The following is a 25,334-nucleotide window of genomic DNA, read 5'->3' as shown; positions in this document are numbered from 1 at the left end:
CGCCGGCCTCAGAGCGAGCCCTTGGTCGACGGGATCACCCCCGCCGAGCGGGGATCGAGCTCGAGCGCGCCGCGCATGGCGCGCGCGAAGGCCTTGAAGACGGTCTCGCACTGGTGGTGCGCATTGACGCCCTTGAGGTTGTCGATGTGCAGCGTGACGAAGGCGTGGTTCACGAAGCCCTGGAAGAACTCGTAGGTGAGCTGGCTGTCGAAGGTGCCGATCATCCCGCTGGTGAACGGCACGTGCATCACCAGGCCCGGACGGCCCGAGAAGTCGATCACGACGCGGCTCAGGGCCTCGTCGAGCGGCACGTAGGCATGGCCGTAGCGGCGAATGCCCTTCTTGTCGCCCACGGCCTTGGCCACGGCCTGGCCCAGCGTGATGCCGACGTCTTCCACCGTGTGGTGGCCGTCGATGTGCAGGTCGCCCTGGCAGTCGATCTCGAGGTCGATCAGCCCGTGGCGGGCGATCTGGTCGAGCATGTGGTCGAAGAAGCCGATGCCGGTGGAGAGCTTGGCTTTTCCGGTGCCGTCGAGGTTGACGCTGACGGTGATCTTCGTCTCGGCGGTGTTGCGGGTGACCGTCGCGATGCGATCGGTGCTGCCCGTGGTGGTGGGGGTGGTCATAGTGAGGCTTCGAGTGCCGCGAGCATCCGCGCATTCTCGTCGGCCGTTCCGACGGTGAGGCGCAGGCAGTTTGCGAGCAGTTCGTGCATTTTAGAAACGTTCTTCACCAGAACCCCGTGCGCCTTCATGCCCTCGAAGGTCTTGGCGGCATCGGGTACGCGCAGCAGGATCATGTTGGCGTCGCTCGGCCAGGTCTTCACGCCGGGCAGGCGGCCGAGCCCCATCATCAGGCGCTCGCGCTCCTCGCGGATCTGCCGGGCCTGAGCCTCGAACACGTCGGCGTGCTCCAGCGCGAACAGCGCGCACTCGCAGTTGAGCACGCTCACGTTGTAGGGCGGGCGCACCTTGTCGATCTCGGCGACCAGCGCGGCCGGGCCCATCAGGTAGCCCAGGCGGATACCGGCCAGGCCGAACTTGCTGAGCGTGCGCATCAGCAGCACGTGGCCGTGCTTCGCGAGCCGGTCGATGTAGCTGCGGGCGGCGAAGGGCTGGTAGGCCTCGTCGATCACCACCAGGCCGCCCTGCGCGCCCTGGGCCTCGACGATCCGTTCGATGACCGCGTCGTCCCACAGGTTGGCGGTCGGGTTGTTCGGGTAGGCGAGGTAGACGATGGCGGGCTTCTCCCGCGCGATGGCGGCCAGCATGGCGGCCTCGTCGAGTTCGAAATCGGCCGTGAGCGGCACGCCGACGAACTTCAGGCCCTGCAGCTTCGCGCTCATGGCGTACATCACGAAGCCGGGCACGGGCGCCAGCACCGTGGCGCCGGGCAGGTCGCAGGCGATGGCCAGCAGCGAGATCAGCTCGTCCGAGCCGTTGCCCAGCACCAGCTCGAAGCCCTCGGGCATCCGCGCATGCGCGGCCAGCGCGCGCCGCAGGTCGGCGCCGCGCTCTCCCGGGTAGCGGTTGAGCGCCAGCGCGCCGAGACGCGCGCCGAGCTCGGCCTGCAGAGCGGGCGGCAGGCCGTAGGGGTTCTCCATCGCGTCGAGCTTGACGAAGCCGCGCGCGTCCTGCACCGCGTAGCCATGCATGGACCGCACATCGTCGCGGATGCGTTCGAGCGAAGGGCGGGCGGATTCGGGGGCAGGTGCGGTCATCGGGTGCAGCGGTAGCTGTTGCGGAGGGCGCCGATCATGACCAGTTGCACGGGCATGTCGGCTTCGTAACTGTCGGAATTGCGGCTCAGCTCGGTCTGGTAGAGCGAGCGCGCCATGGAGGGCTCGAGGCGGCGGCCCTCGACGCAGAACACGGGCTTCTGCCCGTTGCGCTGCGAGGCTTCCACGCCTTCGCGCAGGCCTTCGAGCACGCCGACGAGGTAGTAGCTGGCGTAGGCCTTGCCGTCCTTCTCGCCGGCCTCGAGCGTGCGCAGCTCGCGGATGCTCATGGCCCGCGCGCCGCCGGCGGCCGCCGCCAGCACGAGCAGCAGGAAGACGGCACGCTTCATGGGCATCACTTGCGGTAGCGCGGCGGCGGCGCGTAGGCGCCGTCGGCGGGGAATGCGCTGGGCTGCGGCGGCGCGGCGTCGCGGCGCTGGCGGCGGGGCACGTCGCGCTGCTCGAGCTCGAACAGCGCGGCGCCGATCACGCCGATGTTGCGCACGTCGCCGGCCTCGGTGTTCGCCGCATAGGCGCGGCCGGGCGCGGAAAAGCGGAAGGCGGCCACCTCGTTCTGGCTCTTGCGGAAGCCTTCGATGGTCAGCGACTGCAGCGGCTGCAGCACGTAGCCGCCGTTGCGCAGGCTGCCGGGCTTGCCGCTGAGCACGTCGAGGCCGTCGACCGTGGCGATCACCTCGTAGCTGCGCTCGCTGAGGTTGCGAAAGCGCAGCGTGTAGCGCGAGCCCTCGACACCTGCGAGGCGGAACATGTCGTCGCCGCCGCTGCCCCGGCGGGCGCGCTGCAGCGGCAGCGGGCGACCGTCCTCGTCGAGCACCGACCACTCGACGTCGCCGTCGGCCAGCAGCAGGTTCAGGCGTCTTTCGGCGTTGGCGCCCACCGCGCGGCGCACGGCGGAGGCCTCGTTGTAGCCCAGCGAGGCCAGGTCGTCCGGCCGGTCGGAAAGGCGCTTGGTGACGACCGTGCGGGTCTTCGATTCGATGCCCTCGCCCCACTGCGTGCCGAGCTGCGGCGCCGGAGCTGCGGGCGCGGCGCTGGGCGTGGCCGTGGCGGCTACCGACTCGCGCGGCGCCTGCGGCATCTGGCTGCAGGCCGCCAGCAGCGCGGCGCCCGCGACGGCCGTGGTGGCGAATCTGAACAGGCGCGAACCGAAGAAACGCAAACCGAAAAGACGATCGATCATCAGGCGTGCTCCTCCCGCATGCGGGTTGTTATTGGAATTCAGATCTTACGCAGCCGCATGCGGGCGGCCTCGGCGTGCGCCTGCAGGCCTTCGCCCTCGGCCAGCGTCACGGCGACCGGACCCAGCACCTGCGCGCCGGCCTCGCTGACCTCGATCAGGCTGGAGCGCTTCTGGAAGTCGTACACGCCCAGCGGGCTCGAAAAGCGCGCCGTGCCGCTGGTGGGCAGCACGTGGTTCGGCCCGGCGCAGTAGTCGCCCAGGCTCTCGCTGGTGAAGGCGCCGAGGAAGATCGCGCCGGCGTGGCGCAGCAGCGGCTCCCAGCGGTTCGGCTCGCTGCTGCTCACTTCCAGGTGCTCGGGAGCGATGCGGTTGCTGATCTCGCAGGCCTCTTCCATGCTCTTCGTGTGGATCAGCGCGCCGCGTCCGTTGAGCGAGGCGGCGATGATTTCCGCGCGCGGCATGGCGGGCAGCAGGCGGTCGATCTCGGCCTGCACGCGGTCGATGTAGGCCGCGTCGGGGCACAGCAGGATGCTCTGTGCCAGCTCGTCGTGCTCGGCCTGGCTGAACAGGTCCATCGCCACCCACTCGGGCGGCGTGGTGCCGTCGGCCAGCACCAGGATCTCGCTGGGGCCCGCGATCATGTCGATGCCCACGGTGCCGAACACGCGGCGCTTGGCGGCCGCGACGTAGGCGTTGCCCGGGCCGGTGATCTTGTCGACGGCGGGAACGGTGGCCGTGCCGTAGGCCAGCGCGGCCACGGCCTGGGCGCCGCCGATGGTGAAGCCGCGTGTCACGCCGGCCACGTAGGCCGCTGCCAGCACCAGCTGGTTCTTCTCGCCCTTCGGCGTCGGCACGACCATGATGATCTCGCCCACCCCGGCAACGTGCGCCGGAATGGCGTTCATCAGCACGCTCGACGGATAGGCGGCCTTGCCGCCGGGCACGTAGATGCCGACGCGGTCGAGCGGCGTGACCTTCTGGCCGAGCAGCGTGCCGTCGGTGTCGCGGTAGCTCCAGCTCTCGCCGCTGGCCTTCTTCTGGGCCTCGTGATAGCTGCGCACGCGGCGCGCGGCAGCTTCGAGCGCGTCGCGCTGCGCTGCGGGCAGCGATTCGAAGGCGGCCTTGAGCTCGGCCTGCGTCAGCTCCAGCTCGGGCAGCGTCTTCGCGTCGAGCTTGTCGAAACGGTTCGTGTACTCGAGCACCGCCTCGTCGCCGCGCGTCTGCACGTCGGCGAGGATGTCCGCCACCACCTTCTCGATGGCCGCGTCGGCGTCCGCGGACCAATGCAGCCGCGCCTTGAATTCAGCGTCGAAGCTGGCTGAAGTCGTGGACAGGCGGAGGGGGGCTGCTTTCAGGGTCATGGGACTGGACGGAAGGGTTCAGGCGGAAGGAATGGCGGAGGCGAACGCGTCGATGATGTGGCGGATGGGCTCGCGCTTGAGCTTGAGCGCGGCCTGGTTCACCACCAGGCGGGCGCTGATGTCCATGATGCGCTCCACCTCGACGAGGTGGTTGGCCTTGAGCGTGTTGCCGGTGGAGACCAGGTCGACGATGGCGTCGGCCAGGCCGGTGAGCGGCGCCAGCTCCATGCTGCCGTAGAGCTTGATCAGGTCGACGTGCACGCCCTTGCTGGCGAAGAAGTCACGCGCGAGGCCCACGTACTTGGTGGCCACGCGCAGGCGCGAGCCCTGCTTCACGGCCGAGGCGTAGTCGTAGTCGGCGCGCACGGCCACGCTCAGGCGGCAAGCGGCGATGCGCAGGTCCAGCGGCTGGTAGAGGCCCTGGTTGCCGTGCTCCAGCAGCACGTCGAGACCGGTCACGCCGAGGTCGGCGCCGCCGTACTGCACGTAGGTGGGCACGTCGGAGGCGCGCACCAGCACCACGCGCACGTCGGGGCGGGTGGTGCCGAGGATGAGCTTGCGCGACTTCTCGGGGTCTTCGGTGACCTCGATGCCGGCGGCGGCCAGCAGGGGCATCGTCTCTTCGAAGATGCGGCCTTTGGACAGAGCAAGCGTGATCACGATTGCGACTCCTGTGATGCGAGGGTAATCATGCGGCGGCTGCTCCCGTCAGTCGTTCGATGTCGGCGCCCAGGCCGCGCAGCTTGGCTTCCATGCGGTCGTAGCCCCGGTCGAGGTGGTAGATGCGGTCGACCAGCGTCTCGCCCTCGGCCACGAGGCCGGCGATGACGAGGCTGGCGGACGCGCGCAGGTCGGTGGCCATCACGGTGGCGCCCGAGAGCTGCTGCACGCCCTCGACCATCGCCACCTTGCCTTCGACATGGATGTGGGCGCCCAGGCGCACCATCTCGTTCACGTGCATGAAGCGGTTCTCGAAGATGGTCTCGGTGACCATCGAGGCGCCGCGCGCGATCACGTTCAGGGCCATGAACTGGGCCTGCATGTCGGTCGGGAAGCCCGGGTACTCGGTGGTGCTGAAGCTCTGCGCCTTCAGGTGCTCGTAGGCCGGGCCCTTGGAGGCGATGCGCACGCCGTCCTTCTCGGACGCGACCTTGCAGCCGGCGTCGCGCAGCTTGTCGATCACCGCGTCGAGGTGATCGCCGCGCGCATTGCGCAGGAAGGCCTCGCCGCCCGTGGCCGCCACGGCGCACATGAAGGTGCCGGCCTCGATGCGGTCGGCCACCACGGCGTGCTCGCAACCGTGCAGCTTCTCGACGCCCTGGATGCGGATGTGGCTGGTGCCGTGGCCTTCGATCTTCGCGCCCATGCGGATCAGCATTTCGGCCAGGTCGACGATCTCCGGCTCCTGCGCGGCGTTCTCGAGCAGCGTCTCGCCCTCGGCCAGCGCGGCGGCCATGAGGAAGTTCTCGGTGCCGGTGACGGTGACCATGTCGGTCAGGATGCGCGCGCCCTTCAGTCGCGTGCGCCCGGCCGGCAGGCGCGCGACCATGTAGCCGTGATCGACCACGATCTCGGCGCCCATGGCCTGCAGGCCCTTGATGTGCTGGTCGACCGGCCGCGAGCCGATGGCGCAGCCACCCGGCAACGACACCTTGGCATGGCCGAAGCGCGCCAGCAGCGGGCCCAGGGCCAGCACGGAAGCGCGCATGGTCTTGACCAGCTCGTAGGGCGCTTCCGGCCTGGTGAGTTCGGCCGCGTTGAGCTGCACCGTGCCGTTGTCGTCGCGCTCCGCCGAAACGCCCATGTTGCGCACCAGCTTGAGCATGGTCGACACGTCCTGCAGGCGCGGCACGTTGTGCAGCGTCACGGGCTGGTCGGTCAGCAGGGCCGCGCACAGCTCGGGCAATGCCGCGTTCTTGGCGCCGGAAATGAGTACTTCGCCGCGGAGCTCTCGCCCGCCGCGAATCAGAAGTTTGTCCATCGAAGTTCCAGCGAAATCAGGGGGCCACGAGGGGCCGGGGAGTTATTTTTCCACCGCCGCCCATTCGGCCGGCGTGTATGTCTTCATCGAAAGCGCATGCACCTCGTCGGTATGCATTTTCGCACCCAGGGTCGCGTAGACCCGCTGGTGGCGCTGGATCGAGCGCTTGCCCTCGAACTCGGCCGAGACGATGGTCGCGTACCAATGTCGGCCATCGCCCTCCAGCGAGATGTGCTCGCACGGCAGGTGGGACTGGATCAGGGCTTGGAGTTCGGCAGCGGTCATTTGAGGCAGGTATTCATTGGGGAACACCGCGGAACCGGCTTTGCCGGGCCGCTGGTGTTGCCCCCGGAAGGGGGTTGGCGAAGCGACACGAAGTGCGCGAAGCCTGGGGGAGAGCCATTGTCTAGCCCCGGATTTTGTAGCCTGTGCGCAGGAGATGGACGGCGATGGCGCTCACCACCAGCCACGCGGTGCCGACGATGCCCAGGCTGAGCCAGGGCGAGGCGTCGCTCACGCCGAAGAAGCCGTAGCGGAAGCCGTCGATCATGTAGAAGAACGGGTTCAGGTGGCTGACCTTCTGCCAGAACGGCGGCAGCGAGCCGATCGAATAGAAAACGCCCGACAGGAAGGTCATGGGCATGATCAGGAAGTTCTGGAACACCGCCATCTGGTCGAACTTCTCGGCCCAGAGACCAGCGATGAGGCCCAGCGTGCCCAGCATGGCCGAGCCCAGCAGCGCGAACACCAGGATCCACCCAGGCGCCTCGAAGCCCGGCACCGCGAAGAAGATGGTGACCGCGAACACGCCCACGCCCACGGCCAGCCCGCGGATGATCGACGAACCCACGTAGGCGAAGAACCAGCCCCAGTGCGACAGCGGCGTGAGCAGCACGAAGACCAGGTTGCCCATGATCTTGCTCTGGATGATCGACGACGAGCTGTTGGCGAAGGCGTTCTGCAGCACGCTCATCATCACCAGGCCGGGAATGAGGAAGGCGGTGTAGCCGACCGTGCCGTAGACCTTCACGTGGTCTTCGAGCACGTGGCCGAACACCATCAGGTACAGCAGCGCGGTGAGCACCGGCGCGCCCACGGTCTGGAAGCCGACCTTCCAGAAGCGCAGCGTTTCCTTGTAGAGCAGCGCGCGCCAGCCCGTGACGGCCATCATCGCGCGACCTCCAGCGGGGTCTGTTCACCGGCCATCAGGTCGATGAAAACGTCTTCCAGGTCGGCCTTGCGCATTTCCACGTCTTCCACCGCGACGCCGGCTTCGCGGATCGCGGCCAGCAGTTGTTCGACTTCATGCGCGTTCTGCGCGGGCAGCTGCACGATGCGCCCGGTGATGCGCGCATGCTGGGCGATGGCCCAGGGCAGCATGGCGTCGGTCTTGAAGCGCAGCACGTTGCTCGCGGCCGACTTCAGCAGCTCGCTGGTGCGGTCGAGTGCGATCACCTTGCCCAGCTTGAGCATCGCGATGCGGCTGCACAGCGCCTCGGCTTCTTCGAGGTAATGGGTGGTGAGCAGCACGGTACTGCCCTGCTTGTTGAGCCTGGCGACGAACTGCCACAGCGTCTGGCGCAGCTCGACGTCGACGCCGGCAGTGGGCTCGTCGAGCACGATCACCGGCGGCTTGTGCACCAGCGCCTGCGCCACCAGCACGCGGCGCTTCATGCCGCCGGAGAGCTGGCGCATGTTGGCCGTGGCCTTGTCGGCGAGACCCAGGCTCTGCAGCAGCTCGTCGATCCAGGCTTCGTTGTTGGTGATGCCGAAGTAGCCCGACTGGATGCGCAGCGACTCGCGCACGTTGAAGAAGGGGTCGAACACCAGCTCCTGCGGCACGATGCCGAGCTGGCGGCGCGCCTGCGCGTAGTCGCGCTGCACGTCGAAGCCATGGACGCTGATGGCGCCCGCCGTGGGCCGGGAAAGGCCGGCGAGCATGCTGATCAGGGTGGTCTTGCCCGCGCCGTTCGGGCCGAGCAGGCCGAAGAACTCGCCCTCCTCGATCTGGAAGCTGACCTCGTCGACCGCCTTCAACCCCGGCTTGCCTTGGGCTTTCTGCTGTCTGGAAGGGGGATAGGTCTTGGAGACCGACTGGAATGAGATCGCGGGCATGGGAGCCCGCGATTTTAAGGTGCCGTTACTTTTTCAGGGCGCGGCCGGCAAAAGGCCCGCAATGCCGTACAAGGCGGCCAGTTCGCGCAGCCGGGGCGACAGGCCCTTGACGGAGAACCCCCGGCCCAGCGCGCTCGATTCACGCCGGCATTCCAGCAGCACGGCCAGTGCCGAGGAATCGAACTGGGTCAGCGCCGTCGCGTCGACCACGGTGGACGACGAGTCGGCTTGGCCCTTCAGCCCCTGCTGCAGCATGCGCATGCAGGCGGGGGCCTCGTCATGGGTCAGTCGGGCGGGCAGGACCAGCATCGCGCTCAGCTCCGCTTCAGCCCTTGCCGTTGCCCTTGTTGCGCGCGGCCAGCGCGGCGATCAGGCCGTCGATGCCGCTCTTGTTGATTTCCTGCGCGAACTGGGTGCGGTACGTATCGACCAGCCACACGCCCAGCACATTGAGGTTGTAGACCTTCCAGCCAGCGCCCTGGCCGGGGGTCTTCTCGAGGCGGTAGTCGAGCTGGACCGGGTCGCCGCGGCCCTTCACTTCGGTGCGCACCAGCACGTCCTTGTCGTCGGGCGAACCGCGGAACGGACGCACGGTGACGGTCTGGTCTGTCACCTGGTCGAGCGCGCCGGCGTAGGTGCGAACCAGCAGGGCCTTGAACTCGTCCTGCAGGCGCTTCTGCTGCTCGGGGGTGGCGGTACGCCAGGCCGGGCCGACTGCCGAGGCGGTCATGCGCTGGAAGTTGACGTTCGGCATGATCTTACTGTCGACCAGCACCATGATCTTGTTGACGTCGCCCGACTTGATGGACGAGTCGGCCTTGATCGTCTCGAGCACGTCGGTCGACAGGCGCTTGACCAGTGCGTCGGGCGCTTCATCGGCGGCACGCGCGGGCTGGACGAAGGCGACGGCGGCACCGAACAGCAGGGCGCCGGCCAGCACCAGGCGGCCGAGATCGCGACGTTGCAGGGTCTTGTTGTTCATGGAGATTCCCTCATTCAAGTTTGAAAATCCGCAGGCATCCGGAAAAACCGGCTGCTGAGACAGGAACGGATTCGAGCCCACCAGGGTGGACCGGGTTCCTGTCCGGGAGGTGAAGCCTTGCAACCGGATGCAAGCAGCCTTCCCTCCACCGCGTCACTTTGTCTATTTATTTGTCGGCGCCCTTGTCCATGCCGCCGCCGTCGTCGGGCGGGTTGCCGTCGTAGACTTGGCTGCGACGGCGCTGCAGGAACGCATCGCGCGTGAACGAATACTTGTCGAGCGCCGCGTCGCCGAGCAGCCTGCTCGCGCGCAGGTACTGCGAGCGCGTGTCGACAACGCGCAGCACCGTCAGCGAATTGCGCCAGGGGATGTCCTCCACATGGCCCAACGGGTCGCCCCACATGTCGAGCGGCTTGGCGGCGGTATCGCGCAGCGTGGAGGAACCCAGCAGCGGCAGCACCACGTAAGGGCCGGCGCCCACGCCCCAGCGGCCCAGGGTCTGGCCGAAGTCTTCCTCGTGGCGGGGAATGCCCGCCTCGGTCGCCACGTCCAGCACGCCGCCGAGACCGAAGAAGGTGTTGACGTTCAGGCGCATGAAGGTTTCGGCACTGTTCTGCAGCTTCAGCTGGGCCACGTTGTTGGCCAGGTTCCAGACGTCGCCGATGTTGCCGAAGAAGTTGTTCACGCCTGTGCGCACCATCGAGGGCAGCACGTTCTGGTAGGCCGTGGCCGCGGGCACCAGCACGGCGTCGTCGACGGCGTCGTTGAAGCGCGAGACGCCCCGGTTGAACGGCTCGAAGGGATCGGCGGGGTTGGCATTGGGGCCGGTCGCGCAACCGGCGGCCAGGGCGAGTACTGCGCCGGCGCCAATCCAGCGGGCTCGGCTTGCTACGTTATTCATAGCAAAAGACAAAGAAGATCGTGTTTTCATTTCTTATTGGCTGTTCCAGACGTCGAATTTCCCTCCGCCGCCTTGCTGTACAGGAACTGGCTGATCAGGTTTTCCAGCACCACGGCCGACTGGGTCGCGGTGATGGTGTCGCCGGCTTGCAAGTTCTTGTCCTCGGCGCCCGCCTCGATCCCGATGTACTGCTCGCCGAGCAGGCCACTGGTCAGGATCTTGAGCGAACTGTCCTTGGGAAAACTGTAGCGGTTTTGCAAAGCCAGCGTGACGTCTGCCTGAAAGGTCTTGTCGTTGAAGGAGATGGATTCCACACGGCCGACCACCACGCCCGCGCTCTTCACCGCGGTCTGCGGCTTCAGGCCGCCGATGTTGTCGAAGCGCGCCGTGACCGAATAGGTCTTCTGGAAGTTCAGGCTCAGCAGGTTGGCCGACTGCAGCGCGAGAAACAGCAGCGCAGCAGCGCCGATCAGGACGAACAGGCCGACCCAGATGTCGTTGTTGGAACGTTGCATGGTTTGACTCTCTGTCTATCTAGAACGAAGGAGGCCAGGCCTCTTCAGATGCTGAACATCATGGCGGTGAGCAGGAAGTCCAGCCCCAGCACGGCCAACGACGCGGACACCACGGTCCGCGTGGTCGCGCGCGACACGCCCTCGGGCGTGGGCTGGGCCTCGTAGCCCTGCAGCAGTGCGATGAAGGTCACGGTGAAGCCGAAGACGATGCTCTTGATGACGCCGTTGCCGACGTCGCGCCACACGTCGACGCCGCCCTGCATCTGCCCCCAGAACGCGCCGGGGTCCACGCCCAGCATCATCACGCCCACCACGTAGCCGCCCAGGATGCCGACCGCGCTGAACACGGCCGCCAGCAGCGGCATCGTGATGACGCCGGCCCAGAAGCGCGGCGCGAGCACGCGCTGCACCGGGTCGATCGCCATCATCTCCATGGCGCTCAGTTGCTCGTCGGCCTTCATGAGGCCGATCTCTGCCGTCAGCGAGGTGCCGGCGCGCCCGGTGAAAAGCAATGCCGCCACCACCGGACCGAGCTCGCGCACGAGGCTCAGCGCGACCAGCAGGCCCAGCGCCTCGGAAGATCCGTAGCGCTGCAGCGCGTAGTACATCTGCAGCCCGAGCACGAAGCCCACGAACAGGCCCGACACGCCGATGATCGCCAGCGAGTAGTTGCCCAGGAAATGGATCTGGTCGCGCACCAGCCCGAAGCGGCGCATGATCTGCGCGCCCGGGCCGACGAGCCGCATGAAGAGCTTCGCGCCATAGCCCAGGTTGGCCAGATGGCGGCGCGTGGCAAAGCCGGCGTCGGATGGCTTCCACCAGGTCATGAGCGCCCTCCTTCGACGTTGCCGAAGTCGTCCTCGATGCTGACGCCCGGGTAATGGAAATGCACCGGCCCGTCGGGCAGCGCATTGACGAACTGATGAACCAGCGGATCGGCGCTCTCGCGCACCTCGGCGGGCGTGCCCTGCGCGGCGATGCCGCCGTTGGCCAGGATGATCACGTGATCGGCGATGCGGAAGGTTTCCTCGAGATCGTGCGACACGATGATGCTGGTGAGCCCCAGCGCGTCATTCAGCTGGCGGATCAGCCGCGCGGCCGTGCCCAGCGAAATCGGGTCGAGTCCGGCGAAGGGCTCGTCGTACATCACAAGATCGGGGTCGAGCGCGATGGCACGCGCCAGCGCTACGCGCCGCGCCATGCCGCCCGACACCTCGCTGGGCATCAGGTCGCGCGCGCCGCGCAGGCCGACGGCGTCGAGCTTCATGAGCACCACGTCGCGCACCAGCGCCTCGGGGAGCTGCGTGTGCTCGCGCAGCGGGAACGCGACGTTGTCGAACACGCTCATGTCGGTGAACAGCGCACCGAACTGGAACAGCATGCCCATGCGCCGACGCGCCGCGTAGAGGGCGCTCACATCCATCTTGCCGACATCGCTGCCGTCGAAGAGCACCTCGCCGCGCTGCGCCTTCTGCTGTCCGCCGATCAGGCGCAGCACCGTTGTCTTGCCGCCGCCGGAGGCTCCCATCAGCGCCGTCACCTTGCCGCGCGGCACGACGAACGAAACGCCATCGAGGATGGCGCGTGCGCCATAGCCGAATCTGACGTCGCGAAACTCTACGAAGGGATGTGGCAGTGGTGTGGCTGGGTCCATCTCAATAAAAATGCCGGGGCGCTCTTTCAAGCATCCCGGCATGCGGTTTGACGCGGATGATAACGGGGCCGTGGGCGGCCACGCCGAATTGAAACAAAATTCAGCGCGGCGGCCGTCAGACCCTCGTCAGGAACTCGCTACCAACGCGATCCGCGCGGATCAGCGAGGCAGGTCGCTGAAGCCCATCAGGAATTCGTCCACCGAGCGCGCGGCCTGGCGGCCTTCGCGAATCGCCCACACCACCAGCGACTGTCCGCGGCGGATGTCGCCTGCGGCAAAGACCTTCGGAACGTTGGTGGCATAGCCGCCGATGAAGTCGACCGTTGCTTTCGCATTGCCGCGCGCGTCCTTCTCCACGCCGAAGGCGTCGAGCACGTTGGCCACGGGGCTCACGAAGCCCATGGCGAGCAGCACGAGGTCGGCCTTGAGCACCTGCTCGCTGCCGGCCACTTCCTGCATCTTGCCGTCCTTCCATTCGACGCGAACGGTCTTCAGGCCGGTGACCTTGCCTTTTTCGCCGATGAACTCCTTGGTCGAGATCGCGAACTCGCGCTCGCAGCCTTCCTCATGGCTGGAGCTGGTGCGCAGCTTGATCGGCCAGTACGGCCAGGTCAGCGGGCGGTTCTCTTCCTCGGGCGGCTGCGGCATCAGCTCGAACTGCGTGACGCTGACCGCGCCGTGGCGGTTGCTCGTGCCCACGCAGTCGGAGCCGGTGTCGCCACCGCCGATGACGATCACGTGCTTGCCGTCGGCGCGCAGCTGGCCCTTGACCTTGTCGCCCGCGTTGACGCGGTTCTGCTGCGGCAGGAACTCCATCGCGAAGTGGATGCCGTCGAGATCGCGGCCGGGCACCGGCAAGTCGCGCGACTGCTCGGCGCCGCCGGTCAGCAGCACGGCGTCGAACTCTTTCTGCAGCTGCTCGGGCGTGACGGTTTCCTTGGCCAGGTTCGTGACCTTGGAGCCCTTGCCCAGCGGGTCCTTCGCGGCACCGACGATCACGCCGGTGCGGAACACCACGCCTTCGGCCTTCATCTGCTCGACGCGGCGATCGATGTGCGACTTCTCCATCTTGAAGTCGGGAATGCCGTAGCGCAGCAGGCCGCCGATGCGGTCGTTCTTCTCGAACAGCGTCACGTCGTGGCCGGCGCGCGCGAGCTGCTGCGCGGCCGCCATGCCGGCCGGGCCCGAGCCCACCACCGCGACCTTCTTGCTGGTCTTGTGCTTGGCGACGCGCGGCGCCACCCAGCCTTCGTCCCAGGCGCGGTCGATGATCGCGTGCTCCAGCGACTTGATGCCGACCGCGTCGTCGTTCACGTTGAGCACGCAGGCCGCCTCGCAGGGCGCGGGGCAGATGCGGCCCGTGAACTCGGGGAAGTTGTTGGTCGAGTCCAGCACCGCGAAGGCGTTCTGCCAATCGTTGCGGTACACGAGGTCGTTGAAGTCCGGAATGATGTTGTTGACCGGGCAGCCGCTGTTGCAGAACGGCGTGCCGCAATCCATGCAGCGCGCGCCCTGCACCTTGGCCTGTTCGGTGTTCAGGCCGACGACGAATTCCTTGTAGTGCTTGAGGCGCTCGTCGACGGGCTTGTAGCCCTCTTCGATACGCTCATGCTCCATGAAGCCGGTGATCTTTCCCATCGTGCTTTCCTTTGTTCTCTGTACTTACTCGCGGGCGCTCAGACCGAAGCCGGTGCCGTCTGCGGTGCGGGGGCTGCCAGCGCGTGCGGCTCCAGGCCGATGTGCGCGTTGTTGCCGCTGCTCGTGAGCTCGACCTTGCGGTCGTGCAGCTCGGCCAGCGCGCGCTTGTATTCGTTCGGGAACACCTTCACGAACTTGGTGCGCGACACGGACCAGTTGTCGAGCAGTTCGCGCGCGCGCTTGCTGCCGGTCCAGCGGTGGTGCTCCTCGAGCAGCTTCTTCAGCTGAGCCTCGTCGGTCTCGCCGCCGTGCCAGATCTTGCGGTGCACGCTGGCGGTCTGTTCGGCCGAGGTCAGCACCTTGTCGAGCGAGACCATCGAGAGGTTGCAGCGCGAAGCGAACTGGCCGTCCTCGTCGTAGACGAAGGCGACGCCGCCGCTCATGCCGGCAGCGAAGTTGCGGCCGGTCTTGCCGAGCACGGCCACCGTGCCGCCGGTCATGTATTCGCAGCCGTGGTCGCCGGTACCTTCGATGACCGCCGTGGCGCCCGACAGGCGCACCGCGAAGCGCTCGCCGGCCACGCCACACAGGTAGGCCTCGCCGGTGGTCGCGCCGTACAGCGCGGTGTTGCCGACGATGGTGTTGCGTGCCGCTTCACCGCGGAAGTCGAGGCTGGGACGCACCACCACGCGGCCGCCCGAGAGGCCCTTGCCGGTGTAGTCGTTGGCGTCGCCGATCAGGTACAGCGTGATGCCGCGTGCCAGGAACGCGCCGAACGACTGGCCGCCCGTGCCTTCGAGCTGGATGCGGATCGAGTCGTCGGGCAGGCCCTGCGGATGCACCTTGGTCAGCGCGCCCGAGAGCATCGCGCCCACCGAGCGGTTGACGTTGCGCGCCACCTCGATGAACTGCACCTTCTCGCCCTTGTCGATGGCGGGACGCGACTTCTCGATGAGCTTGACGTCGAGCGCCTTGTCGAGGCCGTGGTCCTGGTTCTCGACATGGAAGCGCGGCACTTCGGCCGGCACGTTCGGCAGCGCGAACAGGCGGCTGAAGTCCAGGCCCGCGGCCTTCCAGTGCTCGATGCCCTTGCGCATGTCGAGCAGGTCGGCGCGGCCGATCAGATCGTCGAACTTGCGGATGCCGAGCTGGGCCATGATCTGGCGCACTTCTTCCGCAACGAAGAAGAAGTAGTTGACGACGTGCTCGGGCTTGCCCGAGAACTTCTTGCGCAGCACCGGGTCTTGCGTGGCCACGCCCACCGGGCAGGTGTTCAGGTGGCACTTGCGCATCATGATGCAGCCCTCGACCACCAGCGGCGCGGTGGCGAAGCCGAACTCGTCGGCACCCAGCAGTGCGCCGATGGCGACGTCGCGGCCGGTCTTCATCTGGCCGTCGGCCTGCACGCGGATGCGGCTGCGCAGGCGGTTGAGCACCAGCGTCTGCTGCGTCTCGGCCAAGCCGATTTCCCACGGGCTGCCCGCGTGCTTGATCGACGACCAGGGCGAGGCGCCCGTGCCGCCGTCATGGCCGGCGATCACGACGTGGTCGCTCTTGCACTTGGCAACGCCCGCGGCGATGGTGCCGACGCCAATCTCGCTCACCAGCTTCACGCTGATGCTGGCGTGCGGCGCGGTGTTCTTCAGGTCGTGGATCAGCTGCGCCAGGTCTTCGATCGAGTAGATGTCGTGGTGCGGCGGCGGCGAAATGAGGCCCACGCCCGGCACCGCATAGCGCTGCTTGCCGATGTACTGCGTGACCTTGCCGCCCGGCAGCTGGCCGCCCTCGCCCGGCTTGGCGCCCTGGGCCATCTTGATCTGGATCTGGTCGGCCGAGTGCAGGTACTCGGCAGTGACGCCGAAGCGGCCCGACGCGACCTGCTTGATGCGCGAGCGCAGCGAGTCGCCGTCCTTCAGCGGCAGGTCGACCTCGACGTTCTCGGCACCGACGATGCTGCGCAGCGTGTCGCCCTGCTTGATCGGGATGCCCTTGAGCTCGTTGCGGTAGCGCGCGGGGTCTTCGCCGCCTTCGCCGGTGTTGCTCTTGCCGCCGATGCGGTTCATGGCCACGGCCAGCACCGAGTGCGCCTCGGTGCTGATGGAGCCCAGCGACATCGCGCCGGTGGCGAAGCGCTTGACGATTTCCGCCGCCGCCTCGACCTCGTCGACCGGAATGGCCTTGGCCGGGTCGATCTTGAATTCGAACAGGCCGCGCAGCGTGAGGTGGCGACGGTTCTGGTCGTTGATGAGCTGCGCGTATTCCTTGTACGTGTTCCAGTTGTTGGAGCGCGTGCTGTGCTGCAGCTTGGCGATGGCGTCGGGTGTCCACATGTGCTCCTCGCCGCGCGTGCGCCAGGCGTATTCGCCGCCGGCGTCGAGCATGTTGGCGAGCACCGGGTCGTCACCGAAGGCGGCCTTGTGCATGCGGATGGCTTCCTCGGCGATCTCGAAGACGCCGATGCCTTCCACGCGGCTGGCGGTGCCGGTGAAGTACTTGCTCACCGTCTCGCTGTTCAGGCCGATGGCTTCGAACAGCTGCGCGCCGCAGTAGCTCATGTAGGTGCTGACACCCATCTTCGACATGATCTTCGACAGACCCTTGCCGATCGCCTTGACGTAGTTGTAGACCGCCTTGTCGGCGCTCAGCTCGCCCGGCAGGTCGGCGTGCATCGCGACCAGCGTCTCCATGGCGAGGTAGGGGTGCACGGCTTCCGCACCGTAGCCGGCCAGCACGCCGAAGTGATGCACTTCGCGCGCCGAGCCGGTCTCGACCACCAGGCCGGCCGTGGTGCGCAGGCCCTCGCGCACCAGGTACTGGTGCACGGCCGACAGCGCCAACACGGCGGGAATGGCCACCTGCGTGGGGCTCACGCCGCGGTCGCTCACGATCAGGATGTTGTGGCCGCCCTTGATGGCGTCCACGGCTTCGGCGCACAGCGAGGCCAGCTTGGCTTCGACGCCCTCGTCGCCCCACGCGAGCGGGTAGGTGATGTCGAGCACGTAGCTCTTGAACTTGCCCTGCGTGTACTTGCCGATGTCGCGCAGCTTCGCCATGTCGGCGAAGTCGAGGATCGGCTGGCTCACTTCGAGCCGCATCGGCGGGTTGACCTGGTTGATGTCCAGCAGGTTCGGCTTGGGGCCGATGAAGGACACCAGCGACATCACGATGGCTTCGCGGATCGGGTCGATCGGCGGGTTCGTGACCTGCGCGAACAGCTGCTTGAAGTAGTTGTACAGCGGCTTGTTCTTGCTGGAGAGCACGGCGAGCGGGCTGTCGTTGCCCATGGAGCCGATACCTTCCTCGCCGGCCTGTGCCATCGGGCTCATCAGGAACTTGATGTCTTCCTGGGTGTAGCCGAAGGCCTGCTGGCGGTCGAGCAGCGGAACCTGCGACAGCGGCGCCTTGACCGCTTCGGCGGCTTCGGCCTTCACGCTGTCGAGCTTGATGCGCAGGTTCTCGATCCACTGCTTGTAGGGCTTGCTGTTGGCGAGGTTGGCCTTGACCTCCTCGTCGTCGATCAGGCGGCCCTGCTCCAGGTCGATCAGGAACATCTTGCCGGGCTGCAGGCGCCACTTGCGCACAATCTTCTGCTCGGGCACGGGCAGCACGCCCGATTCCGAAGCCATGATGACCAGGTCGTCGTCGGTCACGCAGTAGCGCGAAGGACGCAGGCCGTTGCGGTCGAGCGTGGCGCCGATCTGGCGGCCGTCGGTGAACACGATGGAGGCAGGGCCGTCCCACGGCTCGAGCATGGCGGCGTGGTACTCATAGAAAGCGCGGCGGCGCGGGTCCATGGTGGCGTGCTGTTCCCAGGGCTCGGGAATCATCATCATCACGGCCTGGCTGATGGGGTAGCCGGCCATCGTCAGCAGTTCGAGGCAGTTGTCGAAGGTGGCGGTGTCGGACTGGCCGGCGAAGCTGATCGGGTAGAGCTTCTGCAGGTCGGCGCCCAGCACGGGCGACGACATCACGCCTTCGCGTGCCTTCATCCAGTTGTAGTTGCCCTTGACCGTGTTGATTTCGCCGTTGTGGGCGACATAGCGGTACGGGTGGGCCAGCGGCCACTCGGGGAAGGTGTTGGTCGAGAAGCGCTGGTGCACCAGGCCCAGGGCCGAGACGCAGCGCTTGTCCTGCAGGTCGAGGTAGTAGGTACCGACCTGGTCGGCCAGCAGCAGGCCCTTGTAGACCACGGTGCGGCTCGACATGCTGGGAACGTAGTATTCCTTGCTGTGCTTGAGCTTCAGGCGCTGGATGTTGGCGCTGGCGGTCTTGCGGATCACGTAGAGCTTGCGTTCCAGCGCGTCCTGAACGATGACATCGTTGCCGCGGCCGATGAAGACCTGGCGCAGCAGCGGTTCCTTTTCGCGCACGGTGGGCGACATGGGCATGTCGCGGTTGACCGGCACGTCGCGCCAGCCGAGCAGCACCTGGCCTTCGGCCTTGATGGCGCGTTCCATCTCCTGCTCGCAGGCTTCGCGGGAAGCGTGTTCCTTCGGCAGGAAGATCATGCCGACGCCGTATTCGCCCGGCGGGGGCAGCGTGACGCCCTGCTTCGCCATTTCCTCGCGGTAGAGGTGGTCGGGCAGCTGAATCAGGATGCCGGCGCCGTCGCCCATCAGCTTGTCAGCGCCCACTGCGCCGCGATGGTCGAGGTTTTCGAGGATCTTCAGGCCCTGCAGCACGATGGCGTGACTCTTCTCGCCCTTGATGTGTGCAACGAAGCCGACGCCGCAGGCATCGTGCTCGTCGGCAGCGGAATACAGACCGTGTTCTTGGAGATGCTTGATCTCGGCAGCCGTCGTCATGGCGCGCTCCTTCAGTTTTCGCAGGGAATCGGAGCATATTGCGTTGCACAAAGAATGCCAAACACTTTAATAGGGGTCAGATTCCATTTAAATGTTGAGTTTTTCGATAGGAATTAAATTGGGGACATATCAAAATCAGGAGCAAAGGAGCCAACCCATGCAACGCATGGAGGCATGCTCTCCAGATCAGGATTGGGAGTTGGAAGGCGGCCGTCCGGCCTTTGCCTTGACCACGCGGCGCTCGGTGGACTTCTGCAGGCTCTCGAGAAAGTCGTCGTCGCCGGCAGCCCAGCCCCGCAGGGTGGCCTCGGTCAGGGCCTTCTGATCGGCTGCGCGCACCCCGGCGCGCACCAGTTCGACATACGCCGCCTCCCGCGCGAACGGCGTGTTGCCGAGCTCCCAGTACAGCGGGTGCGGCGTCAGCAGCCGGTCGTGCCGCAGGCCGGCGTAGTGGCCGTGGCTGGACCACGGGAAATCGCGCGCATCGGCCACCATGCCCGCCCGCACCGGGTTGAGGTCGATGTAGGCCATGCAGGTCAGCAGGTAGCGGTCGGTCTGGATCAGCGTCGACCTGTAGCGTCCTTCCCACAGCGTGCCGCTGCGGCCGTGGCGGTCGTTGAAGTAGCGCACGTAGCTGCGCCCCACCGATTGCATGAACTGCGGCAGGCCGGTGATGCTGTCTGGCGTAGCCAGCAGGTGGAAGTGGTTGTCCATCAGCCCGTAGGCATGCACCGCGACGCCGAAGCGCGCGGCGTTCTCGGCCAGCAGCGCGAGCAGCTTCTCGTGATCGGCGCGGTCCGTGAAGATCGGCTGGCGGTTGTTGCCGCGCTGGATCACGTGGTGCGGCATGTCGGCCAGCGTGAGGCGCGGAAGGCGGGCCATGGATGAATCCGATCCGGCAGACGCGGGTTGCGCGCCCGCGCTCAGGCGAGCCGGAAGCGCGTGTCGCCGAGCTTGTCGAGCCCGAACTGCGCCAGCAGTTCGCGCAGCCGCGCAGCCGCGCTCGCTTTGCGCTGGCCGGTGTAGCGCGCCAGGATCAGCTCGTTCTTCATGCTGTGCTCCCAGCCGACCAGCTCGGTCACCGTGACGCTGTAGCCGTTGGCTTCGAGATACAGGCAGCGCAGCACGTTGGTGAGCTGGCTGCCGATCTCGCGCGTGTGAAGCGGATGGCGCCACAGCTCGGCCAGCGGCGTGCGCGACAGGGCGAGTGCCTTGGTCTCGCGCAGGCAGGCGGCCACCTCGGCCTGGCAGCAGGGCACGAGCACCATGCAACGAGCCTTCTTGGCCAGGCCGAAGGCGATGGCGTCGTCGGTGGCGGTGTCGCAGGCGTGCAGCGCTGTGACCACGTCGATCTGCATCGGCAGTTCGCTCGCCTGGGCCGATTCGGCCACCGTGAGGTTCAGGAACGACATGCGCTCGAAGCCCAGGCGTTTCGCCAACTCGCGCGACCGCTCGACCAGCTCGCCGCGCGTCTCGATGCCATAGACGTGGCCGCCGCCCGACCGGGCCCGGAAGAACAGGTCGTAGATGATGAAGCCCAGGTACGACTTGCCCGCCCCATGGTCGGCCAGCGTGGCGCCCGCGCCCTCTTCCGGCAGTTCGCGCAGCAGTTGCTCGATGAACTGGAACAGGTGGTAGACCTGCTTGAGCTTGCGCCGCGAGTCCTGGTTGAGCCTGCCCTCGCGGGTCAGGATGTGCAGTTCCTTGAGCAGCTCGACCGACTGGCCGGGGCGCAGAGCCTCGGCCAGCTCGGCGTCGGCCTTGGCGGCCTTGTTCGTCTTCGGTGCAGTCTTCGTGTTCATGGCCTTGCGCTCCCCGGCCCGACGTCCAGTTCGGTCCAGCCCTCGGCCCCCAGCGCCTCGAGCCTGTCGATGTTGCGCTCGAAGATTTCCTCGGCCTCGGGGAACGCCTCGACCGCACGGCTCACGCTGTCTTCGCGAAGCAGATGCAGCGTGGGATACGGCGCGCGGTTGGTGGCATTGCCGATGTCGTCGGCTTCGGTGCCGGCGAACTGGAACTGCGGATGAAAGCTCGCCAACTGCAGCACGCCGTCGAATCCGGCGCGCGCCAGCCGGCGCTCGGCTCGCGCCGTGAAGTCGTTGAAATCCAGAAAGTCGGCCAAGGCGTTCGGTGCAATCAGAAGGGTTGTGTCGCGCACGGCAGCGTCCAGCGCCACGAGTTCTTCGGCCTGGGCAAGCAGCGCGTCCATCAGGTCGGGCTCTTCGGCGGGCTCGTACACGGCGTAGTGGATCTGCCCCTTCACGTGCACGGCTTTCGCGAAGGGACACAGGTTGAGGCCGATCACCGCGCGTTCGAGCCAGCGCCGCGTGTCGGCCTCGGCCTGGGCGGCTCCGATTGTCGCCGGGTGCGTCATGCCATCTCCGCGGCGGGGCGAATGCGCCCGAGGCGCCGGGCGATCGCCATGCCGACCAGCGAGCAGGCCAGCGTGGCCGTCCAGGTCCAGTGCCAGCCGCCGACGCGGTTCGCCAGCCAGGCCACCGCTGGCGGCGCCAGGAACTGGCCGAGCGAGGAGGCCTGCTGCATGAGGCCGACGGTCGTCGACACGGTGGAAGGCCCGGGTGCCAGCCGCACGCCCAGCAGGAACAGCGTGGCGGGCACCATGCCGCCCCCCAGCGAGAAGGCGCAGACGGCGATGTAGCGCAGCACCGGCGGCAGGCCCAGGGCGTCGGCCCCCTGCCCTGCCTGCGCGAACGCGGCCACGCCGCCCAGTGCCATAGTCAGAAAACCAAGCTGCAGCAGCCGCTCGGGCGCCACGCCGCGCTGCAGCCAGCGCCCGCCGGCGACGTTGCCGACGATGTTCATGGCGGCAGCGAGCGCGGTGAGCACCGCGTTCCAGGCAGCCGGCACGCCGGCACCCGCGTAGATGGCGGGCAGGAAGCCGATCACCGCCATCCACTGCGACGAGTACACGGCGAAGGTCAGCGCGACCAGCCACGGTGCACGCGCCCCCACGGTGGCGCGCAGCCGGGACGACCAGCCGCCGGAAGCCGGCCCCGCCGACGCGGGACGGAGCCGGTCGGTCGGCACCGCCATCCAGAGCCAGACCGCCGACACGGCGGACACGGCCGAGAGCGCCCACCACCAGTCCGCCCACCCGCCCCAGGCGATCAGGGCCGGCCCGAGCAGCAGCGCGAGGGCCACGCCCAGCGGCATGTAGGCACCCCAGAGGCCCAGCGCCGCCTTGTCGGCACCGGGCGGCGTGAGGGCACGGATCAGGCCAGGCCCTGGCATCACGGCCAGCAGGAAACCGACGCCCTCCACGGCACGCAGCACCAGCAGCCATTGCACGGCATGCGCCCCGCCCAGCTCGGTGCCCGCCAGGCCGCCCAGCAGGCTGGCAACCGTGAGCACCACGAGCCCGGTCAGCATGCTGCGGCGCAGGCCGATGGTGTCGGCGGCCAGCCCGACCAGCAGCCCGAGCGTCATGCTCGCGACCTGCACCAGCGACAGCAGAAACCCCGCCTCGACCAGCCCGATGCCCAGCGATGCCTGCAGCGCCGGCACGGCAGGCGGCAGCTTGCCCAGGTGCAAGGCCCCGCTGACGCCGCCCAGCAGGACGGCGAATGCGGCTGCCGGAACGCGCGGTCGCACGACCTGCCCGCTCATGCGATGCCCCGCCGGCCGGTCAGCCGTTCATGCTCGCGCACGGCGAAGCGGTCGGTCATGCCGGCGATGTAGTCGGCGACCGCGCGGGGCCTGTCCTGGCGTTCGTCGTAGGAAGCCGGCATCTCGGCGCTACGCTCCAGGTACGCCGCGAACAGTTCACGCACCACTTGCCGCGCCTGGTCGGTGGTCTGGGTGACCTGGGGGTGCCGGTAGAGATTGCGGAAGAGAAAGCGCTTCAGGTCTTCCGACTGGGCCTGCATGGTGTCGCTGAATGCGACGACAGGAGGGGCCTTGCGTATCGCGTCGGCGTCGGCGGGTGCCAGTGCTTCGAGCGCCGCGCGCGTGGCGTCGATCACGTCGTAGACCTGCGCGCTCAGCATGCGCCGGATGGTCTCGTAGAGCACGCGGCGCCCCTGCAGCTGCGGATGCTCGGCCAGCGCTTCGCGACGATGGCGCGCGAACAGCTCGACGTCGGACAGCTGTTCGACCGTGATGAGCCCCGAGCGCACGCCGTCGTCGATGTCGTGGGCGTTGTAGGCGATGGCGTCGGCCAGGTTGCACAGCTGCGCCTCCAGCCCCGGCTGCGTGCGGTCGAGAAATCGCCGCGCCACGCCGTTGGGCTCCGCCGCCTCCAGGCGCTCGGCATTCGCGCGCGAGCAATGCTTGAGGATGCCCTCGCGGGTTTCGAAACTGAGATTCAGGCCGTCGTACTGCGGGTACCGGTGCTCCAGCGCGTCGACCACGCGCAGGCTCTGCAGGTTGTGCTCGAAGCCGCCGTGCCCGGCCATGCAGTCGTTGAGCGCATCCTGGCCCGCGTGGCCGAAGGGCGTGTGGCCCAGGTCGTGCGCGAGGGCGATAGCCTCGACCAGGTCCTCGTTGATGCGCAGCGCCCGCGCGATCGAACGGCCGAGCTGGGCCACTTCGAGCGAATGCGTGAGCCGGGTGCGGAACAGATCGCCTTCGTGATTCAGGAAGACCTGCGTCTTGTAGACCAGCCGGCGGAAGGCCGTGGAATGCACGATCCGGTCGCGGTCGCGCTGGAAGGCATCGCGCGTGGGCGCGGGCGGCTCCGCATGCCGACGGCCGCGCGAGCGCGCGGGCAGGCAGGCATAGGCCGCGAGGCTCATTACTGCTGCGCGCAGCTCTGCGCGAGCACTTCGCGCACGAGCGCGTCGGGCGCGCTGCGGACCACCGCCGAGCCGGGCCGGTCGATCACCACGAAACGGATCTCGCCGGCTTCCGATTTCTTGTCGACGCGCATCAGCTCCAGGTAGCGATCCGCGCCCAGCGCCGGGCCGACGATCGGCAGGCCGGCCCGTTCGATCAGCCGCGTGAGCCGTTCGACGAAGGCGGCGTCGACGCCGCCGAGCCGTTGCGACAGCCGTGCCGCCATCACCATGCCGCAACCGACGGCCTCGCCGTGCAGCCACTCGCCATAGCCGAGCCCCGATTCGATGGCGTGGCCGAAGGTGTGGCCGAAGTTGAGGATGGCCCGCAGGCCGCTTTCGCGCTCGTCCTGCCCGACCACCAGCGCCTTGATCTCGCAGCTGCGCTTGACCGCGTAGGCCAGCGCGGCCGGCTCCCTCGCGACGAGGGCGTCGATGTTCGCCTCGATCCAGTCGAGAAAAGCCATGTCGTGGATCGGGCCGTACTTGATGACTTCGGCCAGGCCGGCGCTGAGCTCCCGCGGCGGCAGGGTCTGCAGCGTGCCCAGGTCGCAGACCACGAGCTGGGGCTGGTAGAACGCGCCGATCATGTTCTTGCCGAGCGGGTGGTTGATGGCCGTCTTGCCGCCCACCGAGGAATCGACCTGCGCCAGCAGCGTGGTCGGCACCTGTACGAAGGGAACGCCACGCATGTAGCTGGCGGCCGCGAAGCCGGTCATGTCGCCCACCACGCCGCCGCCCAACGCGAAAAGCACGGTCTTGCGGTCGCTGCCGCGGCCGAGCAGCTCGTCGAAGATCAGGTTCAGCGTCTGGAGATTCTTGTGCACCTCGCCGTCGGGCAGCTCGAGCAGATGAACCGCCCGGAACCGGCCCGCCAGCGCCGCCTGCAGCGCCTTGGCGTAGAGCGGCGCCACCGTCGTGTTGCTGACGATCAGGGCCGTTGCCGAGGCAGGCACGGCGGCGAAGCTCCGCGAGTCGTCCAGCAAGCCGGCGCCGATCAGGATCGGGTAGCTGCGGTCGCCGAGCTGGATGTCGACGCGTTCTGGCGGAGCGGAGAGTTCGGACAGGGACATGGGCAGCGAGTTTAGGCGCTGCGCGGCCGGCAGGCTCAGGCGGGGGGATCTTCCGGATGAGCGCCCGGCTCGACGACGCCCGCCAGCTCAAGCTGCATCACGATGATGTTCACCAGCATGGCGATCGTCGGGCGGCCGGTATCGACCACGTCATGGGCGGTTTCCCGGTAGAACGGGTCGCGCGCATCGTGCAACTCCCGCAACCGCCCCAGCGGGTCAGCCACCTGCAGCAGGGGGCGCTTCACGTCGTGGCGCAGGCGGCGGAACAGGTCTTCGGGGGAGGAGCGCAGGTAGATCACGTGGAAGTGATCGCGCAACTGCTTGCGGTTGGCTTCCCGCAGCACCGCGCCGCCTCCGGTGGCCAGCACGCCCTGGGCGTTGGCCGCCAGATCGGCGATCACGGTCTGCTCGAGATCCCGGAAGGCGATTTCGCCCTCGCGCTCGAAGTAATCACGGATCGAGCAGCCGATGCGCTGCTCGATCACGTGATCGGTGTCCACGAAAGGAAGGTCCAGCCGCATCCCCAGGCGCCGGCCCACTGCGGATTTTCCGGCGCCGGGCAAGCCGACGAGTGCGACCGCCACGCGGTGGCTGCTAC

25 protein-coding genes are annotated in these 25,334 nt (G+C 67.7%); all 25 read right to left on the bottom strand.

Going from position 1 to position 25,334, the window contains the following annotated elements; translation table 11 throughout:
* Window positions 1-8: 8 nt before the first annotated feature.
* Window positions 9-626 carry an imidazoleglycerol-phosphate dehydratase HisB gene (gene hisB / locus EJP69_RS11110; protein ID WP_126470095.1) on the bottom strand — a complete coding sequence of 206 codons (618 nt, stop codon included), beginning with the start codon at window positions 624-626 and terminating at the stop codon, window positions 9-11.
* Window positions 623-1,720, bottom strand: coding sequence for a histidinol-phosphate transaminase (gene hisC, locus EJP69_RS11105; RefSeq protein ID WP_093196359.1), 1,098 nt, complete (start codon window positions 1,718-1,720; stop codon window positions 623-625). Before hisC ends, hisB begins: the two co-directional genes overlap by 4 nt.
* Window positions 1,717-2,067 carry a hypothetical protein gene (locus EJP69_RS11100; RefSeq protein ID WP_240652113.1) on the bottom strand — a complete coding sequence of 117 codons (351 nt, stop codon included), beginning with the start codon at window positions 2,065-2,067 and terminating at the stop codon, window positions 1,717-1,719. Before EJP69_RS11100 ends, hisC begins: the two co-directional genes overlap by 4 nt.
* A gap of 5 nt (window positions 2,068-2,072) precedes the next feature.
* Window positions 2,073-2,918 (bottom strand): hypothetical protein, encoded by an 846-nt coding sequence (locus EJP69_RS11095; RefSeq protein WP_126470093.1) that lies wholly within the window; start codon window positions 2,916-2,918, stop codon window positions 2,073-2,075.
* Window positions 2,919-2,956: 38 nt separating this feature from the next.
* Window positions 2,957-4,279 (bottom strand): histidinol dehydrogenase, encoded by a 1,323-nt coding sequence (gene hisD, locus EJP69_RS11090; protein ID WP_126470091.1) that lies wholly within the window; start codon window positions 4,277-4,279, stop codon window positions 2,957-2,959.
* Between the two features lie 18 nt (window positions 4,280-4,297).
* Window positions 4,298-4,939, bottom strand: coding sequence for an ATP phosphoribosyltransferase (gene hisG, locus EJP69_RS11085; protein WP_093196366.1), 642 nt, complete (start codon window positions 4,937-4,939; stop codon window positions 4,298-4,300).
* Window positions 4,940-4,967: 28 nt separating this feature from the next.
* The gene (gene murA / locus EJP69_RS11080; protein WP_126470089.1) at window positions 4,968-6,260 is read right to left on the bottom strand and encodes a UDP-N-acetylglucosamine 1-carboxyvinyltransferase; all 1,293 of its coding nucleotides are present in this window, start codon (window positions 6,258-6,260) and stop codon (window positions 4,968-4,970) included.
* Window positions 6,261-6,302: 42 nt separating this feature from the next.
* Window positions 6,303-6,545 carry a BolA family protein gene (locus EJP69_RS11075; protein ID WP_126182676.1) on the bottom strand — a complete coding sequence of 81 codons (243 nt, stop codon included), beginning with the start codon at window positions 6,543-6,545 and terminating at the stop codon, window positions 6,303-6,305.
* Window positions 6,546-6,666: 121 nt separating this feature from the next.
* Window positions 6,667-7,431, bottom strand: a complete 765-nt coding sequence (locus tag EJP69_RS11070; protein ID WP_093196370.1) for an ABC transporter permease — start codon at window positions 7,429-7,431, stop codon at window positions 6,667-6,669.
* Complete coding sequence (locus EJP69_RS11065; RefSeq protein ID WP_093196372.1) at window positions 7,428-8,375, bottom strand: ABC transporter ATP-binding protein; 948 nt, start codon at window positions 8,373-8,375, stop codon at window positions 7,428-7,430. Before EJP69_RS11065 ends, EJP69_RS11070 begins: the two co-directional genes overlap by 4 nt.
* A gap of 33 nt (window positions 8,376-8,408) precedes the next feature.
* Window positions 8,409-8,684 carry an STAS domain-containing protein gene (locus EJP69_RS11060; protein ID WP_093196373.1) on the bottom strand — a complete coding sequence of 92 codons (276 nt, stop codon included), beginning with the start codon at window positions 8,682-8,684 and terminating at the stop codon, window positions 8,409-8,411.
* 16 nt (window positions 8,685-8,700) lie between these two features.
* A complete protein-coding gene (locus EJP69_RS11055; RefSeq protein ID WP_126470087.1) occupies window positions 8,701-9,357 on the bottom strand; it encodes an MlaC/ttg2D family ABC transporter substrate-binding protein in 657 nt (218 codons plus the stop codon).
* Window positions 9,358-9,523: 166 nt separating this feature from the next.
* Window positions 9,524-10,258: an MlaA family lipoprotein gene (locus EJP69_RS11050; RefSeq protein WP_176947390.1), complete on the bottom strand. Its 735-nt coding sequence runs from the start codon at window positions 10,256-10,258 to the stop codon at window positions 9,524-9,526.
* 26 nt (window positions 10,259-10,284) lie between these two features.
* Entirely contained in the window at window positions 10,285-10,773 is a 489-nt protein-coding gene (mlaD, locus tag EJP69_RS11045) for an outer membrane lipid asymmetry maintenance protein MlaD (RefSeq protein ID WP_093196378.1), read from the bottom strand.
* A gap of 44 nt (window positions 10,774-10,817) precedes the next feature.
* Window positions 10,818-11,600, bottom strand: a complete 783-nt coding sequence (gene mlaE / locus EJP69_RS11040) for a lipid asymmetry maintenance ABC transporter permease subunit MlaE (RefSeq protein ID WP_126470084.1) — start codon at window positions 11,598-11,600, stop codon at window positions 10,818-10,820.
* Window positions 11,597-12,427 carry an ABC transporter ATP-binding protein gene (locus EJP69_RS11035; protein WP_093196382.1) on the bottom strand — a complete coding sequence of 277 codons (831 nt, stop codon included), beginning with the start codon at window positions 12,425-12,427 and terminating at the stop codon, window positions 11,597-11,599. The genes mlaE and EJP69_RS11035 overlap by 4 nt, the downstream gene beginning before the upstream one ends.
* Before the next feature lie 159 nt (window positions 12,428-12,586).
* Window positions 12,587-14,065 carry a glutamate synthase subunit beta gene (locus EJP69_RS11030; RefSeq protein WP_126470082.1) on the bottom strand — a complete coding sequence of 493 codons (1,479 nt, stop codon included), beginning with the start codon at window positions 14,063-14,065 and terminating at the stop codon, window positions 12,587-12,589.
* A gap of 38 nt (window positions 14,066-14,103) precedes the next feature.
* Window positions 14,104-18,870, bottom strand: coding sequence for a glutamate synthase-related protein (locus tag EJP69_RS11025; RefSeq protein WP_126470080.1), 4,767 nt, complete (start codon window positions 18,868-18,870; stop codon window positions 14,104-14,106).
* A 186-nt stretch (window positions 18,871-19,056) separates the two neighbouring features.
* Window positions 19,057-19,752 carry a transposase gene (locus EJP69_RS11020; RefSeq protein ID WP_126470078.1) on the bottom strand — a complete coding sequence of 232 codons (696 nt, stop codon included), beginning with the start codon at window positions 19,750-19,752 and terminating at the stop codon, window positions 19,057-19,059.
* A 41-nt stretch (window positions 19,753-19,793) separates the two neighbouring features.
* Entirely contained in the window at window positions 19,794-20,672 is an 879-nt protein-coding gene (locus EJP69_RS11015; protein ID WP_126470076.1) for a class I SAM-dependent methyltransferase, read from the bottom strand.
* Window positions 20,669-21,244: a DUF1415 domain-containing protein gene (locus EJP69_RS11010; protein ID WP_126470074.1), complete on the bottom strand. Its 576-nt coding sequence runs from the start codon at window positions 21,242-21,244 to the stop codon at window positions 20,669-20,671. Before EJP69_RS11010 ends, EJP69_RS11015 begins: the two co-directional genes overlap by 4 nt.
* Complete coding sequence (locus EJP69_RS11005) at window positions 21,241-22,497, bottom strand: MFS transporter (protein WP_126470072.1); 1,257 nt, start codon at window positions 22,495-22,497, stop codon at window positions 21,241-21,243. The genes EJP69_RS11010 and EJP69_RS11005 overlap by 4 nt, the downstream gene beginning before the upstream one ends.
* Window positions 22,494-23,624 (bottom strand): deoxyguanosinetriphosphate triphosphohydrolase, encoded by a 1,131-nt coding sequence (locus EJP69_RS11000; protein ID WP_126470070.1) that lies wholly within the window; start codon window positions 23,622-23,624, stop codon window positions 22,494-22,496. Before EJP69_RS11000 ends, EJP69_RS11005 begins: the two co-directional genes overlap by 4 nt.
* Window positions 23,624-24,736 carry a 3-dehydroquinate synthase gene (gene aroB / locus EJP69_RS10995; protein ID WP_206169316.1) on the bottom strand — a complete coding sequence of 371 codons (1,113 nt, stop codon included), beginning with the start codon at window positions 24,734-24,736 and terminating at the stop codon, window positions 23,624-23,626. Before aroB ends, EJP69_RS11000 begins: the two co-directional genes overlap by 1 nt.
* Before the next feature lie 35 nt (window positions 24,737-24,771).
* On the bottom strand, window positions 24,772-25,320 hold the full coding sequence (locus tag EJP69_RS10990) for a shikimate kinase (protein WP_093196399.1): 549 nt from the start codon (window positions 25,318-25,320) through the stop codon (window positions 24,772-24,774).
* Between the last annotated feature and the right edge of the window lie 14 nt (window positions 25,321-25,334).

It is taken from the genome of Variovorax gossypii, from assembly GCF_003965815.1.
GTDB lineage: Bacteria > Pseudomonadota > Gammaproteobacteria > Burkholderiales > Burkholderiaceae_C > Variovorax > Variovorax gossypii.
This window is presented reverse-complemented; position numbering and strand designations above follow the sequence as displayed.

What these genes read in the sequence shown, in the direction of transcription:
- EJP69_RS11005 (WP_126470072.1), bottom strand. Translation starts at nt 22,497, where the DNA reads ATGAGCGGGCAGGTCGTGCGACCGCGCGTTCCGGCAGCCGCATTCGCC.
- EJP69_RS11070 (WP_093196370.1), bottom strand. Translation starts at nt 7,431, where the DNA reads ATGATGGCCGTCACGGGCTGGCGCGCGCTGCTCTACAAGGAAACGCTG.
- aroB (WP_206169316.1), bottom strand. Translation starts at nt 24,736, where the DNA reads ATGTCCCTGTCCGAACTCTCCGCTCCGCCAGAACGCGTCGACATCCAG.
- mlaE (WP_126470084.1), bottom strand. Translation starts at nt 11,600, where the DNA reads ATGACCTGGTGGAAGCCATCCGACGCCGGCTTTGCCACGCGCCGCCAT.
- EJP69_RS11055 (WP_126470087.1), bottom strand. Translation starts at nt 9,357, where the DNA reads ATGAACAACAAGACCCTGCAACGTCGCGATCTCGGCCGCCTGGTGCTG.
- EJP69_RS11020 (WP_126470078.1), bottom strand. Translation starts at nt 19,752, where the DNA reads ATGGCCCGCCTTCCGCGCCTCACGCTGGCCGACATGCCGCACCACGTG.
- EJP69_RS11075 (WP_126182676.1), bottom strand. Translation starts at nt 6,545, where the DNA reads ATGACCGCTGCCGAACTCCAAGCCCTGATCCAGTCCCACCTGCCGTGC.
- hisC (WP_093196359.1), bottom strand. Translation starts at nt 1,720, where the DNA reads ATGACCGCACCTGCCCCCGAATCCGCCCGCCCTTCGCTCGAACGCATC.
- mlaD (WP_093196378.1), bottom strand. Translation starts at nt 10,773, where the DNA reads ATGCAACGTTCCAACAACGACATCTGGGTCGGCCTGTTCGTCCTGATC.
- EJP69_RS11015 (WP_126470076.1), bottom strand. Translation starts at nt 20,672, where the DNA reads ATGAACACGAAGACTGCACCGAAGACGAACAAGGCCGCCAAGGCCGAC.
- EJP69_RS11050 (WP_176947390.1), bottom strand. Translation starts at nt 10,258, where the DNA reads ATGAATAACGTAGCAAGCCGAGCCCGCTGGATTGGCGCCGGCGCAGTA.
- EJP69_RS11065 (WP_093196372.1), bottom strand. Translation starts at nt 8,375, where the DNA reads ATGCCCGCGATCTCATTCCAGTCGGTCTCCAAGACCTATCCCCCTTCC.
- hisB (WP_126470095.1), bottom strand. Translation starts at nt 626, where the DNA reads ATGACCACCCCCACCACCACGGGCAGCACCGATCGCATCGCGACGGTC.
- EJP69_RS11095 (WP_126470093.1), bottom strand. Translation starts at nt 2,918, where the DNA reads ATGATCGATCGTCTTTTCGGTTTGCGTTTCTTCGGTTCGCGCCTGTTC.
- EJP69_RS11030 (WP_126470082.1), bottom strand. Translation starts at nt 14,065, where the DNA reads ATGGGAAAGATCACCGGCTTCATGGAGCATGAGCGTATCGAAGAGGGC.
- EJP69_RS11010 (WP_126470074.1), bottom strand. Translation starts at nt 21,244, where the DNA reads ATGACGCACCCGGCGACAATCGGAGCCGCCCAGGCCGAGGCCGACACG.
- EJP69_RS11035 (WP_093196382.1), bottom strand. Translation starts at nt 12,427, where the DNA reads ATGGACCCAGCCACACCACTGCCACATCCCTTCGTAGAGTTTCGCGAC.
- hisD (WP_126470091.1), bottom strand. Translation starts at nt 4,279, where the DNA reads ATGACCCTGAAAGCAGCCCCCCTCCGCCTGTCCACGACTTCAGCCAGC.
- EJP69_RS11000 (WP_126470070.1), bottom strand. Translation starts at nt 23,624, where the DNA reads ATGAGCCTCGCGGCCTATGCCTGCCTGCCCGCGCGCTCGCGCGGCCGT.
- EJP69_RS11025 (WP_126470080.1), bottom strand. Translation starts at nt 18,870, where the DNA reads ATGACGACGGCTGCCGAGATCAAGCATCTCCAAGAACACGGTCTGTAT.
- EJP69_RS11060 (WP_093196373.1), bottom strand. Translation starts at nt 8,684, where the DNA reads ATGCTGGTCCTGCCCGCCCGACTGACCCATGACGAGGCCCCCGCCTGC.
- EJP69_RS11100 (WP_240652113.1), bottom strand. Translation starts at nt 2,067, where the DNA reads ATGAAGCGTGCCGTCTTCCTGCTGCTCGTGCTGGCGGCGGCCGCCGGC.
- murA (WP_126470089.1), bottom strand. Translation starts at nt 6,260, where the DNA reads ATGGACAAACTTCTGATTCGCGGCGGGCGAGAGCTCCGCGGCGAAGTA.